Origin of the sequence: Vreelandella andesensis, from assembly GCF_003989795.1 — a bacterium.
GTDB classification, from domain to species: domain Bacteria; phylum Pseudomonadota; class Gammaproteobacteria; order Pseudomonadales; family Halomonadaceae; genus Vreelandella; species Vreelandella andesensis.
In genome coordinates, this window is the sequence record NZ_RZHG01000021.1 from 67,769 (window position 1) to 84,394 (window position 16,626).

A 16,626-nucleotide genomic window follows, 5' to 3' on the forward strand; every position below is an offset into this window, starting at 1 on the left:
GGCTAATAGCGAACAAAGAACCTAGACGGGCGTTAACCAGTGTTTGAACGCAGCCAGCTCGCCTCGCACTGCTTGGCGATACAAGCGCTGCAAACGCGCCGTCACGCTGTCATCAGGAATCGGCGCATCAACAGCTGGCGCGCCCGCTCTTACCCCAATGCGGCGGCCATCCAGCTCACGCAGAGGCAGGATTTCTGCCGCAGTACCGGTTAAGAACGCTTCATCGGCGGTATATAACTCATCGCGAGTGATGCGTCGCTCGCGCACTTCAATGCCTAGGGCCTCGCGGGCCAACTGAATCACGCTGTCGCGGGTGATACCCTGCAGGCAGGAAGTCACTTCTGGGGTGTGCAGCACGCCGTCTCGCAATAAGAAAACATTGGCAGCGGATGCTTCAGCCACATAACCTTCCGGATCAAGCATGATGGTTTCATCAAACCCTGCTTTCACAGCGGTATTCAGCGCCAGCATCGAGTTCACATAATGGCCGCTGGTCTTGGCACGGCACAGGCTGATATTAACATGATGGCGCGCCCAAGAAGACGTTAGCGCACGTAACCCACAGCGGGTTGCCTGCGGCGACAAATACGGCCCAAGATCCCAGGCAGCAATCATCACATGGGTGCTTAGCCCCTTGGCTCGTAGGCCAAGACCTTCCGCACCAAGAAAAACCGTTGGCTTGAGATAGGCGTTAGTCAGCTGATTTTTAAGCAGGCACGCCTGCTGTGCCTCGATGAGCGCCTCTTCACTGAAATCAATCGGAATATCTAAGGAGTGAGCGCTCTCGGCTAAGCGGCGGGTATGCTCAGCAACTCGAAACAGCGCCGTCCCCTGCTCCCCTTCATAGGCGCGTACACCTTCAAAGCAGCCCATTCCGTAGTGCAGCGTATGGGTAAATACATGAACCTTGGCCTCACGCCAGACTAACCATTCGCCATCCTGCCAAATCCAACCATCACGATCATAAAGCGGTGTCATTGCGTGCGTTGCTCCCACTGTTGGCGCCAGCCGTCGATAAGCGCTTGCTGGTGCGGTTGTAAGGCTTGGTATCCCCAGGAAGCAATTTCTTCGTTTTGCGGGTCGGGAACCCGAATGGTGCTATCCGCCAAGGTCTGAATAACGCCATGCCCGCATAACGGCACATAGCCTTCTGAGTAGCCGCCTTCATGCACAAAGACCAGTTTTCCCTGGCAGCAACGTGTAGCAAGTGCTTTTAGCTGTGCGGTCATGTCAGCAAACGCAGCACTGTTGAGCAGCATCTTGCCCAGCGGATCTTTTGCACAGGCATCATAGCCACAGGCCACTACAATTACGTCTGGGTTAAAGGCTTCCAGCGCTGGTAACACCAGCGACTCCATCGCATAGCGATAAGCGCCCAGGCCACAGCCCGGCGGCAATGGTAGGTTGAGATTCGCGCCAAGCCCTTCGCCTTCTCCCTGTTCTTCAAAACTACCGGTGTCGAGGGGATAGTTAGCAGCTTGGTGAACTGAGATGGTGAATACCTCAGACTCGGCATAGAACGCCGACTGTTGGCTATTACCGTGATGCACATCCCAATCAAGAATCGCCACCCGCTTCACTTGCCCCAACGCCCGGGCACGCATCACAGCAACCGGGATATTAGCCAGCAAACAGAAACCGCGGCCCTGATCCGCCTCGGCGTGATGCCCCGGCGGGCGACAAAGCGCATAAGCGTTATTTACATGCCCTAACACCACGTCCTCAACCGCAGCGACAGCAAGCCCTGCTGAGTGTCGTGCGGCAGCCCAACTGCCAGGGGTGAAGGGCGCACAGTCACCGCCATTGCCGCCGCCACGCGCATCGGCTTCCGCAAGCATTTGCAAGTAACGAGGGGTGTGAAAGCGCAGCAGATCTTCTTGAGTAACGGCGGGCGGTTTAACCACCCTCAGTTCATCTATCAGGCCACTGACCTCAAGAAGGTTTTTCAACCGCCGTTTACTTTCTGGGCTTTCCGACGCTGGCTGCGGCTGCAGAAATTCACCAGGCGCGGAGAAAACACCAATCGCCCCCTGGTCGTGCCAAAAGCAGCGTTCGTGCCAGTAAAATCCTGTGTTGCTCATTCAGCCTCTCTGATAGCCGCGCATAAAGGCAGCAAGGTTGGCGCTTAGATGCTCGGTCGGATAACCGCCTTCCTGAATTACCACGGTGGGCTGCGATAACGCACTTAGCTGCTCGCCCAGCGCCACAAAGGTTTCCGTTTCCACACTGAACCCAGCCAGCGGATCATCCTTGTGAACATCCAGCCCCAAAGACACCACGACCGCCTCGGGCTGATAACGGTTGAGCTGCTCAATCAGCGCGGCCACGGCAGCAAGATAGGCGTCTCCATCACTACCCAGTGGCAGCGGCAGATTGACGTTGGCGCCTTCGCCCTCTTCGCTACCCGTTTCGTCATCGCCACCCCAGAAGAAGGGGTAAAAAACACTCGGGTCAACGTGTACCGAACCGGTCCATACATCACCCCGGGAGTAGAAAATATCCTGAGTGCCGTTACCGTGATGAAGGTCCACGTCAATGATCGCTACGTTGGCAAATTTTTCGCGCAGCACGCTGGCAGCCAAGGCAGCGTTATTCAGCAAACAGAACCCGCCCGCGTTATCCGGCCCCGCGTGATGCCCAGGTGGTCGACACAGGGCATAAGCCCGTGACGCCCCGCTCATTACTTCCTCAGTCGCGGCCACGGCGCTAGACGCCGAGGCCAGCGCCCCCTGAAAGCTAGTGCCACTTATCGGGCAAGCCATATCGTGCAAGTGCCACCCCGCTTGACCAATCGGGTGCTCCGGATAGTGGCGCGCACCGCCGCAAGGGTGAACGTTAGGCGCCACCAGTGCCGCTGCGTTAGGCAGCGTCTGCCAACGCTCATAAATCGTTTCCAAAAAACGTAAATAGCGCGGCGTATGAATCTGTTCAAGACGTTTACGCAGCATCGGCGAGTCGGTTTCACTAGGCGCGGTCAGGCTCAAACCAGCCGCCGTCAGCCCCTTGCTAAGCAGCTCGGCACGTACCGGCCCTTCTGGTGAAGGAGCCGGCTGGCCGCGCAGCAGAAAGGTGGGGGGCGCATGGTAATCCTGGTCAGGATGGTAAAAGCACTTCATGTGTCGCAATCTGCCTTTTTAAAGTAGTGAAGGAACCCAGGTAGAGAGCGCTGGAAACGCCGCTAACAGCACAATAACGCCAATAAACGCCACATAAAATGGCAGTGATGCCACAATTGCCCGTTCATAGGGCACTTCGGCTATTCGGGCGGCGGTCATCAGCGTCATCCCCACAGGGGGCGTCACATTAGAGACGTTAAGCACGACAATCATCAAAATGGCGAAGTGCAACGGGTCAAAACCAAGCTGAATCATGGCGGGCACAAGCACAGGCGCTACCACTACTAGCGCAGGTAGCACATCCATTACGGTACCAATCACCAGCAGTAGCAAGCACACCATCATTAGCTGCAAAAAAGCGGCATCGCTGAACGTGGTAATCAGCCCAGCGGCGTCTCTGGCAATCCCTGAGCGCGTTACAAACCAACCCAATACCGCCGAGGTGGCAAGTAAGAAAAACACGACGCCTGAAAAACGCACTGTCACCACCAGCGCATCCCAAATTTTTCGCCACGTCAGATTCCGGTAAAACACCACGCCAATCACGATGGCATACACTGCCGCAAACCCAGAGGCTTCGGTAATGGTGGTTAAGCCCGACAAAATACCGCCCAAGATAATCAGCGGCACCACCATGGCAGGCAGCGCAACAACAAACGACATCAGCGCTACTTTAAGCGGTGTTGGCGCTTGTTTGGGATAGCCCCGCTTCCAGGCTAGGAAAAAACTCACGCAGAGCAGCGCCAGCGCCATGAGCAACCCAGGAATAATGCCGCCTGCGAATAAATCAATGACCGAGATATCGCGCAGCAGCGTTGCATAGACCACCATCACCACACTGGGGGGAATAATTGGCCCAATAATCGATGAACACGCGGTTACCGCTGCCGCATATTCAGCGTCGTAGCCCTGCTTTTTCATTTCGGGAATCATGATTTTGCCGATCGCCACGGTGTCGGTAACCGCCGCGCCGGTTAACCCGGCAAAAAACACCGATACCGAAATATTGACGTGGGAAAGAGCACCCCGAACACGACCAAACAACGAATTATTAAACGCAATCAGCTTGTGCGTTAGCCCGCCCTGGTTCATCAGCTCGGCGGTAAAAATAAAGTAGGGCACGGCAATCAGCAAAAAGCCTGAAACCCCTGAAAACATTCGGTCGGCAATAATGCCCAGCATGCGTTCGCCGCCTAAGGCAAAACCGCCTGCCAACCCGGACATTGCCATGACGATGGCCACCGGCGCACCAATAAATAGTAACAGCACAAATACCACAATTGCCGGTGTCATGAGCGGGTCTCCCCTTCCGTGGTTTCAAGAAGCTCATCGATCACCTCATGCCCGCTAATGAAGTGCTCAAGCAGTGCAAATCCATGAACCAAGTGCAGCAACATAATCAGGCCGCTAATGGGAACCACAATGGCGGTCACTTTGCTAGGAATACGGATCTGGTCTGACACCATGTAGACTTGCGTCGCGTTGGTGAAATAGCCCCAGCCGTACCAAGTAAGCATCAGCGCAAACAGCCCCATGATTGCTAGACACATCACCGCTGCTGCTTTTACTAATATTTTCGGCAGACTGCGCACTAGCAGCGTCATCGCCACATGCTCGCCATAGCGCAGTGAAATGGTCATCGAAAGAAAGCCTATCCATGGCAAAAAAAGCCGGGCCAGCGAATAGGTCCAGCTTAACGTGCTGCCGGTAACCAGTTTGTAGAGAAACGCGGTAAAAGAAATACCCAGCATCGATAAGATACAGCCAACGCAGAGCACAATCGCCACCTGATTGATCTGATCGCTTAGGCGGCGTAACGAGTGTAAAACGCTCATCGTGATTCCTCGCGCTGGGGCAACATTGCTACCCCAGCGTTTGTCCGTCGCTAAGTCTTACTGGCCGTAAATGCGCATATCGTCATCTGCCAGTTGCTGGCCTACCTGCTCAACTTCGTCAAGCAGCCCCTGCACACGGGCTTCATCCATACCGAAGTCATCAACAATCCACTCTTTCCATGCAGGACGGGCAACTTCGGCCATGCGTTCCCGCTCGGCGTCTGGCATCAGGTAGCACGCCTCAAAGCGTTCGCAGGACTCAACCCAGCTGGCAGTGGCAAGCGCGCCAGACATACCGTGGCTTAGCTGGATCGCTTCTCGGGCAGAGCTGATTAACGCCTGCTGATGCTCTTCCGGCAGCGATTGATACCAGGACTCACTGACCACCCAGGGAGCGCTGTTATACACATGCCCGGTCATAGTGGTGTAGTCCGTCACCGCATCAAAATTGAACGTAGTATTCAGTACGGGCGCGTTAAACTGGCCATCCGCTAGCCCCGTTTCAAGGGCAGTAATCAGCTCACCCCAAGGCAAGGGCGTGGCAGAGGCACCTAGTGAGCGCATAATAGCGACGTGAGCGGGGTTCTCCTCGGTACGAATATTGAGCCCTTCTAGATCTTCCATGGTCTCAATTAAGCGCACGTTGTTGGTGAAGGCCACAAAGCCGCCGCCATCATCGAACGTACCCAAGTAGCGCATATTGGCGTCTTCAACGGTGCCCGACATAAAGCCAGCAAACCATTCGCTGTCAAAGAAGCTCCACGCTTGGCGCCAACTGGTAAACAAAAATGGCGCTGTTACTGCTTGATAGTCGCCATAGAACGACGACATCGCACCCGCTGACATAATGGTCGACTGAAGCGTACGGCCACCCTGCACTTCTGAGCCGTTTTCTACTTCTGAACCTAGCTGCCCACCGCCAAAGATAGAGACTTCAAGGTCTCCATCGGTGCGCGCTTCCACAAGGTTCTTGAAATGCACCAGGGCAGGATAGATTTCGTTATTTTTCATATCCTCTGGTAGCTGGGTAGCGATAACCATTTCATAGGACTGCGCCTGGGCGGTGGCACTGGCAATAGCCAGTGGCAGCGCGGCCATAGCGGCCATTAAAAAAGTGTGCTTAGTTTTCATAACTTACCTCGTTTTGGTTATTAGCTGGTTTGCGTTATGACTGGCGTTTCCACTCACGATGTCATCGTTTCATTATTGTTGTCGCCGTCGATGGCGAACGTTACTGCGCTCTACAAGTTACTGCTCCCTGCTGGTTACTCGTTAATGGCTTCCCATACTTCAATGGCCGCCGCTAAGTCTTCCAGCGATGCACCGACTGATTTAAACAGCGTGATGGCCTCTTCAGAGCGCCGACCTGGCTTAGTTCCCGCCAGCACCTCGGCAAGCTCTGCCTTGATATCCTCAAAACGAAACGCGCCTTCGTCGATTGCTTGAAGAATATCGCCTGCTTCGCCCTTAGCCCCTGCATAAGTGTCTACAAACACGTCAGCTCGACGCAGACACTCGGCATCGGTTTCACGCATCTGCGGGCGAAACGCGCCGATAAGGTCAACATGCGTGCCTGGTGTTAACCACTCGCCTTTAATTAACGATGTCGTGGAGAGCGTGACGCAGCTGACGATATCAGCCTGCACAACAGCATCCTGTAGATCGCTTACAACCTCGGTGTCAAAACGATCGGCATAGGCCTCGGCAATAGCAGAGGCTTTCTCAGGGTTTCTGCCCCATACCAGCACACGCTTGATTGGCCGAATGCTGGCATGCGCTTCAATGACCATAGGGGCCAGCTTGCCAGTACCCACAACCAGTAACGTTTCAGCGGTCTCGTTGGCCAATGCTTGTGCCGCCAAGGCAGAAGCAGCTGCAGTGCGGCGGCGCGTTAGCTCGCTGCCATCAATGCAGGCCAGCGGCTGGCCGTGCTGACCTTCACTCAGCAAATAAAGCCCTGAAATAGCTGGAATATTGTGCTGGGCATTTTGGGGAAACACATTGACCATTTTGACGCCAATATAGCCTGCTGGCTCCCAGGCAGGCATTAGCAGCATGGTGGCTTCACCGTCAGGGCGATGCATTGCATGATGATGGCGGGGCGGAGACTCAACGCCGTTCACAAAGGTGGTATGTAGCCGCTTGATCAACCCTTTCCAGGAAAGATAGCGTTCCACTTCCGCCGCAGACACAACCCGCATATCAAGCCTCCGGCAGCGCAGCAACGACCATGATTTCTACTTTCCATTCCGGCTTAGCAAGCTTGGCTTCAACCGCTGCGCGTACCGGCGGACGGCCAGGCACCACCCAGGCGTCCCAAGCAGCATTCATTTGATCAAACTCAGCCATGCTGGTGACCCAAATCTGTGCAGAAACAAGTTGCTCTTTAGAGGTGCCTGCCTGAGCTAACAGTTGATCAATGCGGGCGAGCACTTGCTCCGTCTGACCACGCATATCGGCCGTTGCATCCGTTGGCACTTGGCCAGCGAGAAAAACGGTGCCGTTGTGAATCGCTACTTGGCTCATGCGGACATTGCTGTCTTGATAGGTAACGCTCATGGTGTCTCTCCAAGAAAGGTGGGGTTCCTCTTGAGACTACGACGATGATGAGCGGCATGCTTGCCCGAAACTCAGGTAAATTTGCCCGTAAGTGTTAAAACTTATCGAGTGAGGATGATGGCTGACCCGGTTAGCGGTCTGAGGAGGGGGCAATCTCAAAGTAGCGCCGATACGCACGTGAAAAGCTACCTTGGTCGCGGAAGCCGACCAGCATAGCGATATGGCCCAGGCTTAGCGCGCTGTGCCGAACCAATGTGCGGGCGTGTTCAAGCCGCCTGCGCTGAACATACGCTAAGGGTGTCACACCGGTTAGCTCTCGAAAGCAGGCATGAAAATGCCCAGGGCTTAGCGCGCATAATGCGGCTAGTTGCTCAACCCGAATATCATCTGCTAAGTGCTGATCTAGCCAAGCATCCAACCTTTCTAGATCAAGCCGTTCACTGATACAGCGAGCGCCAATCTGATCAACAATGTGCTTGGGCTCATCTTGCAGGTACATATACAACGCCCGAAGCAGCAGCACGGCAATTTCATTTTGCAGCGCGGGACACTGCTCCAATTGATGCGTTAGGGCGTGGGTAAGCTGATTAAGCGCTGGAGGCACGGTAAAAAAACGCGGCTTGTCGAACAGTCGTTCGATTTCACTGCCTTTTTCCAACACAGCCAAGTGCTTGACAGGAATATCCAGCACGAGTGTACGGTTGCTGCCATCGCCTTGGTACTCATGGTGCCTAGACGACGGAATCAAGCAGCCACGGCGAGCCGTAACGCGTTCGCTCTGCCCTTCCATAGCAAGCTCCGTCACACCACATGTCGCCAGAATTAACTGGTGAAAATCGTGTGAATGGGACACCTGTTCTGGGGCTAAATTACGGTTATGAAGCTCAAACTGGTCCATGGACGTACCGCTTGGTTCTACGTTGACGATTGCACTATAAAACGGCTGACCATAGAAAAGCGAGAAAGCGCCAACGCTTGGCTAACGCTTTCTTTTTACTTAAAACAATTTAATAAATGCCCAATTAACAAATAGCTAAGTTCACTTGTGAAAAGCGGCAGGCTGGTCAGTACCGCCTTCACATTACCGCTAAACAAGTGTGTTGTAATTGGTATTCCAGTTAACGTTGTCAAAGTCGCCAAGATTGATCGACTCGAATGAGGCTAGCGTATCAGTCTCAAACCCGCTGTTTGAGAGTGCTTCGACACGCTGCAGCAGCGCGTCATCGGCAATGTCTTTTGTATTGCCATCTCCTGCTAGCAAATACACCACGTCACCGGCTTCCAGGCCAAGCTGACCGAGCCAATCAGCGCCACTTTCAAATTCAGCGGTCGTGAACACAGCGAAGGCCTCATTATCGTCTAGCGCCTGTGCCTCCTCGCTGATCACAAGCCCACTGCCCTCGCCGCGCAGTGCTGCGAACTCCTCGGCGGTCAGGTCAACGCGTAACTCGTCGGCGCCTGGCACATCGCCGACACGGAAGTCAATGATGCTCATCACCTCGCCACCAGGCTGACCATCCACCGTGAAGGTCTGGGCTAGTTGGGCAACGCTGCCACCCGCTTCAGCACCCGGCTGATGCTCGTAGCCATTACCATTAAATTTGAAGGCAATATCTAGCTCCTGTTCGGCGTCTTCTTCCAGCGGGTCATCGATAATCACAATACTTGCCGCATCATCGACCAGAAACTCAGCAGGCACATCCCCATTACCCGCCACATTAAGGGTGTAAATATTGTGGTAGGTATCCTGGACTACCCACGAAGTGAGCGAAGAGAGCGGCACATCGCTATTGACCGCGCCCTCTAGCAGCATGCTGGCGGTGTCGAACAGCTCCTCAGCCGCGTGAACATCCAACAATCCCGCATCAAAGAATGCCGCTTGATCGGTTTCCAGCGCGTAGTTTGCAGGAAGGCTTCCTCCACTGATAAAACGCTGCACCAACTCGGCCAGGGGGTAAGACACCGTTAGCCCTGTTTGGTCAAAGTTAGCTAGTTCACTAAGCGCTTCAAAATCTTGAGAGCCGATTTCATCCGTATTAACGCGCACACTGCTCGCCGCTAAGAGCACGTCACTATCGATAGCGTCGATAAGCTGTTGAGCGTCATCTTCTACCATCCAATTCAACAGCGCGTCGCGGTCCAGCTCAGCGGCATTGTTGGCGTCTGCCAGTATAGAGGCGACGGTAGCCAGCAGCTGCTCACCTTCCGCGACGGTTAACGAGGAAGCATCGAAAGGTTGATCAGCCAAAATTTGATAGCTACCTGGACGCTCCTCGGTACTGGCAGGCAGTACCTCTCCAGCATTGATGACGGCAACTGCTTCTTGCAGTGCGTAGCCCACGTCGACGCTATCCAACGTCACGTTGCCTAGCGCAACAAACGCCACGTACTGCTCGGCGGTCAGCAGTTCACCGGCTCCCAACTCCAAGCTGATGCTAGTTGCGCCTGTTACCCACGCTTCTTCACTTGCCACCAACAGGTTAGTCGCCTGAGCATTAGTGATGCTCCAGGTCTGAAGTGTTTCTACACTGACACTGCGGCTGTTTAGCGCGCCGTCGACAATTGCTTGAACCGACTGGTATCGGGCTTGTGCATCGGCAACTGTGGCAAATGCGAAGTTTGGCAGCCCGCCACTGTTTGGGATAATTTCATAGCTATTGGCAATACTTTCAATCTGATTGAGTGTTAGTTTGGCGGTTAAGATAAACCGCACCGGCGTATCGCCAAGCTCAAAATTATCTAGATCTAATAAATCATTTAAATCGGCAAGTGTTAGAATATCGTTATTCACCGATACCTGCTGCGCGCCGGTAATATGCAGCGGAAATTGATTGTCAGCCTGGGCCTCTAGCAAGACTGCTGACGTATCAACAATCGTCCACTTCAGCAATGCGTTTACCGCTGGCGTGGGCGCATTGGCATTGGCCAGCGCGGAGAGCGCTTTATCTACCAGCGGTTTAACGTCGGCAGCAGTGAAAGTACCAACAGATAACTCTTCATCGGCAATGCGATAACCCACGCTGTTATCACTTGGGTCTTTATTGAGACTTTCGACACCCTCTGCGTCAATGACTTCGAATGCTTCCTCAAGGGAGTACAACACCTCAATAGGATCATCGGTGTACTGATAGTTGCCAAGGGTCATCAGCGACTGATATTGCGTATAGCTGATTTGGTCATCCGTAATCACGACATTGCTAGCCAGCGTTACATGGCCCTGATTGATCGCTCGAATAACGTTGTCGGCCGTGTCGTTTACCGTCCAGTCAAATAATCGTTGAACTGTTTCATTATTATTTTCGAGGCCATTAGCCGCTTCCAGCACTGTGCGGATGTTTGCCAAGGTCTCGGCAGATTCTGCGACCGTTAAGGTGTCCACCAGGGCGGTTGTGTCATCAAGCAGGCTAAAACGTCCTTCTGGCGCGAGCAGATCGGCTTCTTCGGCACGCAACGCATCGCTAATATCGGCATAGGAGACAGCGGTCGTCTCACCTAAACTGAAATTATTTAGCGCCTCATCTAAACGCTCATAATGCGCAGCGGTTAAGGTGGGGTTAGTGACTTGAACGGTATCCGCAAGCTGCAACCCGTCTGGAAGATTAGCCCGTAACTGCGCCTGGATAGTGGTGTAGCTATCAAGCACGCTCCAGGTATAAACATTGTTAAGGCTAGGCGCGTTTTCAGCGTTATCTAGCAGCTGGCGCGCATCGGCTAGGTCATCAATAGCAAATTGAACGGTCAGGGGTTGCGGCGCAAACAGCGCGCCAGCACTGATGATGTAATTCTCTACTACCCCCCCAGTAAATGCCTGCGCTAGCGTGTACTCCACCTGCTCGTCACCCCGCTGATAGCCATCATTATCGCTTTCAATCGCTAACAACGCCGTGTAATCGTCAATCGTAATCGTTTGATCAGTGACACGAACCTCATCGGCGCGGGCGATATGCGGTGCGCCTTGTGCAGCGGCTAAAACCGCTTCAGCGGTATCGTTAATCACCCAACTATACAGCGCGTCAACGTCTAGCCCACCGGCGTTATTGGCACCGCTGATAATATTTTCTACACGGGCGAGTTCTACGTTTGCTTCAGCAACGCTGCGCTCGCCAGGGTTATAAACATCTGGCGCAAGTTGATAATTGCTCGCCAGCTCAATGTCTGTACCAACCGCACCTTCTAAGATATAGCGAACAACGGTGTCGGCCAGCTCAAAGTTCTCTAACATCGCCAAACGTTCATACTGGGCTTGATTAATCCCTGCATTAGCAACACGCACCTGATCCGCCAGCGTCACGTGGTCTTCAGCAATATCGCCAATGATGGTGTTGGCGTTATCGATCACCTCCCAGCTAAATGGCAAGTTTTCGCGCAGTGCTTCGCTGTTTTCAGCGTTTTCTACTAACGTATCGATCTGCGCATATTGATCCCGTGCGTCTGCCACGGAGAGTTCGCCAGCCTCACGAATAGCCTCTGGATTGATTGCGTAGTTACTGAGCAGCGACTCATTATTATCAGCGGTAATGGCGCTTGAAAGCGTGTACTCAACGGTTTCGCCGGTGCGTACGTAGTTGCTCTGAAGCGATATTAAGGCTTCAAACTGCGCCAAAGTAATCGCGCCATCGCTGACGTTAACGGCATTGGCACGCAGTAAATGGGCAACGTCACCCACACCAAGAATGGCATCAGCGCTATCAAGCACTTTCCAGTTGAAGAGCTGATCGGCATTGAGCGATTCTGAATTAACCGCGTTAGCCAGAATGTTCTCTACGTTTGAAAGTTTTTCTTCTGCATCCAACACGCTAACACTGGGCGGATTAAAGGGCGGTTGCTGGGCAATCTCGTAGTTATCGGCAAGCATATCAGCACTGATTGCTTGCGTTAAGGTGTAGCCTACAACCGTATCGCCTAACTGGAAGTTTTTCAGCGTATTCAACTGGTCGAACTCACCAACGGTTATCGCACCATCACTAATCGTGATGGTGTTAGCACCCGTGACATGACCATCGTTGATATCCGCAATAATGGCACTGGCACTGTCACTGATGGCCCACTGAAATAGCGTCAGCGGTGGTTGATTGTTGGCACCTTCCAATACACGCGATACATCGGCAAAGTCTGACGCTGCTCGTGCGACGGTCACGGTGCCTACATTAAGCGGAACATCGAGATCAATAAGGTAGTTGCTGGCCAGCGGCGCTGCATCAAGGGCTTGCGCAAGCGTGTAGCCGACTTCTGTAGCGCCTAGCTCGAAATTGTCTATTGCGTCGAGCTGCTTAAATTGCGCAGGGGTAATCACTGCTTCTGTGACGCCAACACGGCGGGCTTCATTAAGCTGCGGGTCAGCGCTGGAAGCACTCATCACGTTGTCAAAGCTATCGAAAATGGTCCAATTCAACAACATTTCACGTGTTAGGCCATCATCGCCAGTATTCAGTGCGCGATCCGTTAGCAGTCGTGTTTCGTCAATAAGTTCTGCGGCTTCACGTAGGCTTAAGGCATTTTTATTCAGCGGCACCGCAGGATCTAACGTGTAGTTGGCAGGCATCTCTGCCGTTTTCAGCGCTTCTTCAAGCGTGTAAGGCACCACGGTGCTGCCAAGTACAAAGTTATCCAGCGTATTCAGGTCTGCAAACTGATCCGGCCGAATCGTCTCATCTGTCAAAGTGACCTGTTCAGCCCCTAAAACAGCGGGGCGCTCCAAGCCGCCAGTCACCAACACATCTTCGACGCTGGCGCGAATCGACCATGTATAAATGTCGGACAATTCGATAGGCGCTGTTCCGACATCGTAATCACCCGCCAAGATTTTCTCTACCAGCGCTAAACGGTCGGCAGCGACCGTCAACCCTAACGTGCCTGCAGGGAAAGCCTGGCCTGGGTTGATTAAATATTGAGAGGGCAGGTCTCCGTTTTGGGCAAGATTAACCGCCGTTTGCAACGTGAGATAAGGCAGATCGGCGCGAACATCGATCGTATTAGAAAGATCACTATTAGGGTTTTGGGCCGCCTGCTGGGCATCGCGGAGCGGGTTGCTGTCGCCGTCTCGATAGGCATCAAGGCTGACATCTGCGCCCGCTTTATCAATAGCGTCCAGTGCCTCCTTCACCTGGCCTGCAATAGATGGCAGCCCTAGCGCATCGGCCATTTGCTGATTGGTCAGCTCACGCCCCGCTTCATTAGCTTGGTTGAGCGCGTTAGCCAGAAGCGACAAGGCGTCGCTGTTGCTAATGCCTGCGTTGTCGGCCATCGCCAACAGGCCTGCCACTTTGACACCCGCGACAAGCAACTCAACGCTAGAAGACGCTTCCGCCAAGGGGTCGGTGGTCAGTAAATTAAGTCGCTCATCCAGCCCTAACGCTGTTTTAACAATGCTCTGGGCGTTAGCATCATTGACATTAAACTGCGCCGATAGCTGAACCATCATGGTGGTCAGCGGGGTGATCACCGTGGCACTCTCTGGCGCGCGCAATATCCCATTGAAGGGCAGCCCCGTGGCAATATCCACACCACCCGTAGCCGTCAAGATACCGCTGCCCTGCAGACCAGTGAAAAAACCGCTGTTGTCGGTTTCCACTTGGTTGGCATTAACGGCACGGGTAACGGTTGCGCCAGCAATATAGCCATCAATCACATAGCCGCTAATCGTTGACGGCACAGATGGTGGCGTAGAACCACCGCCTCCCCCACCGCCACCGGCGGCGGCTGCCCCTATCGCCAGCGCCCCGCCGCCGATATAAAGCCAAGGCGGAATATCGCCAAAAGAGCTAACCGGGGCACTGCTGGCGTTTGCTCCACCTGTCGAGGTTTCGCTGAAGCTGCCGTTAGCGCTGGGTGAAAATGACGCGCTAGGCACAAACAGCAGCGTGGCAAAGTCAGTGCTTTCTGCCACGCCTTGCTGCAACGCACTGCTCGGACTGATCATCAACAGATCGCCCTGTTGAACAACAGCGCCCCGCTCTACCAGTAACAGCGAGCCATCAGCGCGGGTAATCATCACATTGCCATCGGGCAGCAGCTCCCAGGTCTGCACATTAGGCAACTGGCTTAACGGGACAAGCAGGCCGCTGTCGGCATCTAATTTTTCCATCAGCGCCGTGATATCAACCACCACGCGCCCGCCTTCAAGCGCAACATCCGCTCCCGCCAGATAAATACGCTGGCCGTTATCCATCACCAGCGTCAGGCTGCCATTTGGCTGGCGAATGACCTCATCAACGCCCTGTAGGTCATTAACAGCGACCATGTCATCTGCCATCGCCTGCTGAGCCATCAGCGGTAACACCAGCGTTGCCGCCATTCCACCGCGCTTTAATACCTTTTGATTTTTTGCCATCCAACGGCGAACGAAAGCAAGACGTGCCTGGGGATCAGCCGGTATTTCTATGCGTGCCACACCATCTTGGGCATCCGCGAACGCTTGCCAGTCGCCCTGGGAGTCAACTGGACCCACCCTGACACCATTGAGCAAGTGACCGTTCATTACACCGGGCTGGGTCGACTTAAGAATATCGGCTGATGATATCGCCATTGGGCACTTCTCCGCTGAAAGTTCGCAGGCGCTTGGCGCCTAATCGTTTTTATATCTGGTTGGCGTTCATCGCCCACACGCCTGCACACACCGTGCTTATCAGGCGCATTAGAAAAATAAGCGTAAGTATTCCACAAAGAAGTATTAGCCAAACCCTGAAAAAGGCTGGTTATAGTGCGGTAACAGAGCATTAGACGCGTCGTTACTACCGAAACGCGGTAGCGTACAAGCATGGGAGTCAGCCGAAAAGCACGGCGAAATGAAGAGCGATTGTAAAAATCAGCCACAAAAAAAGGCCTAGCGATAAATCGCTAAGCCCTTGAATTTGGTGCCGGTGGCCAGACTCGAACTGGCACACCCGTAAAGGCGGCGGATTTTGAATCCGCACAGCTACACTTTTAAGGCTGCGCTTGCACAAGGCTTTATATAAAAATCAGCAGTTTACCGATTTACTATATTTGCACTCAGCACATTGGTCACACCCAATCTGCGACCAAAATGCGACCAAATGGCATTGAAGTCTTCAGTCGACGATTGATAGCTGTGTAGGCGGTAACTCTCTATCGAGGGCTTTTTCAACATAAGAACTGCCTGGCATACCCCCGACACGAGGACGTCATATTAAGCTGCACAAAACGACTGAGAAAATTATTTTAGGTGCAACGTAATAAGTAAATTACACACGGTAGGTATTTAGAAAAGTAGACGTTAGCTCTCAGCACTACCGTCTGGCAGCAGCTGTTGGGCCAATTTGACCACAGTCTGTAAGGCTTCACCCCAGGTAGCAGGCTCATCATGATAGACCAACGGCCCAATAAAACGCTCGTAGCGATCCTGATGGATCACTAGCTTGATATCAATATCCTCGGACATACGGAAAAGCTTGTGGTGGGCTTTGGCTAGGCTGGTTCCCCCTGCGAATACCAGCTCAAACGTCTCAGAACGCAGCTTTGAAAGCAGACATAACAACTGAACAGCATAGACATCTTTTTCCACAATCGCGGGGCTGTCGACACCCAGTGCATCCGCCACATCGGGAAACATTCCCGGATCAATGTTCATGCAGAAGCTCGCTCGATACCTAAGCGATAGTTGCCATAAGCAATCTGCCGATTAAATGGGCCTTTTACTTTGACTACCACTCGCGCCGGAACTTGTGTACGGCCCGCCTGATAAGCCTTTTCTGCACTGGCTGGCTCCCACTGCACTCCTAGGCGGTTCAATGCCTCTTTGGCAGCCTGGTCAAAGCCACCAGGCGCTGCAATCATGGGTTTACCCGTAATACGGTTTTGGCGCGCTTTGGCGTATAAGCCCTTTCCAATACGTACTAATCGTCCCTGCGCTTCTAGTTGATGAAGCACACGGCCAACTTGGTCATAACCGCCCAGAGCAGCGAAATCATCACGTAGAAAAACCATTCGCCGACTTTTGCGAATTTTGTCACGAATGCGTGACTCAAGCGTTTGAGTAGTCATGTAACACCTCCAGCAGCTGGATTATGACAGAATTTTACTCTATACCTTCAAGCTTAAAAATACAAAAACACGACACCAAAAATTCAAAATTGTTATTACTAATTTATAAAAATCAA

The 16,626-nt window shown here is 53.3% G+C and carries 12 protein-coding genes; all 12 read right to left on the bottom strand.

The annotated features are described in order from the left end of the window. Positions 1–21: 21 nt before the first annotated feature. Complete coding sequence (locus ELY33_RS12180; protein WP_126948184.1) at positions 22–978, bottom strand: branched-chain amino acid transaminase; 957 nt, start codon at positions 976–978, stop codon at positions 22–24. Continuing rightward, positions 975–2,081: a class II histone deacetylase gene (locus ELY33_RS12185; protein WP_126948185.1), complete on the bottom strand. Its 1,107-nt coding sequence runs from the start codon at positions 2,079–2,081 to the stop codon at positions 975–977. Before ELY33_RS12185 ends, ELY33_RS12180 begins: the two co-directional genes overlap by 4 nt. Further along, a complete protein-coding gene (locus ELY33_RS12190; RefSeq protein ID WP_126948186.1) occupies positions 2,082–3,116 on the bottom strand; it encodes a histone deacetylase family protein in 1,035 nt (344 codons plus the stop codon). Positions 3,117–3,134: 18 nt separating this feature from the next. After that, positions 3,135–4,409 carry a TRAP transporter large permease gene (locus ELY33_RS12195; protein WP_126948187.1) on the bottom strand — a complete coding sequence of 425 codons (1,275 nt, stop codon included), beginning with the start codon at positions 4,407–4,409 and terminating at the stop codon, positions 3,135–3,137. Continuing rightward, positions 4,406–4,951, bottom strand: coding sequence for a TRAP transporter small permease (locus ELY33_RS12200; protein ID WP_126948188.1), 546 nt, complete (start codon positions 4,949–4,951; stop codon positions 4,406–4,408). The genes ELY33_RS12195 and ELY33_RS12200 overlap by 4 nt, the downstream gene beginning before the upstream one ends. Before the next feature lie 57 nt (positions 4,952–5,008). Then, positions 5,009–6,082 carry a TRAP transporter substrate-binding protein DctP gene (gene dctP, locus ELY33_RS12205; protein WP_126948189.1) on the bottom strand — a complete coding sequence of 358 codons (1,074 nt, stop codon included), beginning with the start codon at positions 6,080–6,082 and terminating at the stop codon, positions 5,009–5,011. Between the two features lie 134 nt (positions 6,083–6,216). Continuing rightward, positions 6,217–7,152 (bottom strand): bifunctional Delta(1)-pyrroline-2-carboxylate/Delta(1)-piperideine-2-carboxylate reductase, encoded by a 936-nt coding sequence (gene lhpI, locus ELY33_RS12210; RefSeq protein ID WP_126948190.1) that lies wholly within the window; start codon positions 7,150–7,152, stop codon positions 6,217–6,219. Position 7,153: 1 nt separating this feature from the next. Next, the gene (locus ELY33_RS12215) at positions 7,154–7,510 is read right to left on the bottom strand and encodes a RidA family protein (RefSeq protein WP_126948191.1); all 357 of its coding nucleotides are present in this window, start codon (positions 7,508–7,510) and stop codon (positions 7,154–7,156) included. A gap of 130 nt (positions 7,511–7,640) precedes the next feature. After that, entirely contained in the window at positions 7,641–8,408 is a 768-nt protein-coding gene (locus tag ELY33_RS12220) for a helix-turn-helix transcriptional regulator (protein ID WP_126948192.1), read from the bottom strand. 189 nt (positions 8,409–8,597) lie between these two features. Continuing rightward, positions 8,598–15,035: a calcium-binding protein gene (locus ELY33_RS12225; protein WP_126948193.1), complete on the bottom strand. Its 6,438-nt coding sequence runs from the start codon at positions 15,033–15,035 to the stop codon at positions 8,598–8,600. Positions 15,036–15,743: 708 nt separating this feature from the next. Beyond that, positions 15,744–16,097: a nucleotidyl transferase AbiEii/AbiGii toxin family protein gene (locus tag ELY33_RS12230; protein WP_126948194.1), complete on the bottom strand. Its 354-nt coding sequence runs from the start codon at positions 16,095–16,097 to the stop codon at positions 15,744–15,746. Next, positions 16,094–16,510 carry a DUF6088 family protein gene (locus tag ELY33_RS12235; RefSeq protein ID WP_126948195.1) on the bottom strand — a complete coding sequence of 139 codons (417 nt, stop codon included), beginning with the start codon at positions 16,508–16,510 and terminating at the stop codon, positions 16,094–16,096. The genes ELY33_RS12230 and ELY33_RS12235 overlap by 4 nt, the downstream gene beginning before the upstream one ends. Positions 16,511–16,626 lie beyond the last annotated feature (116 nt).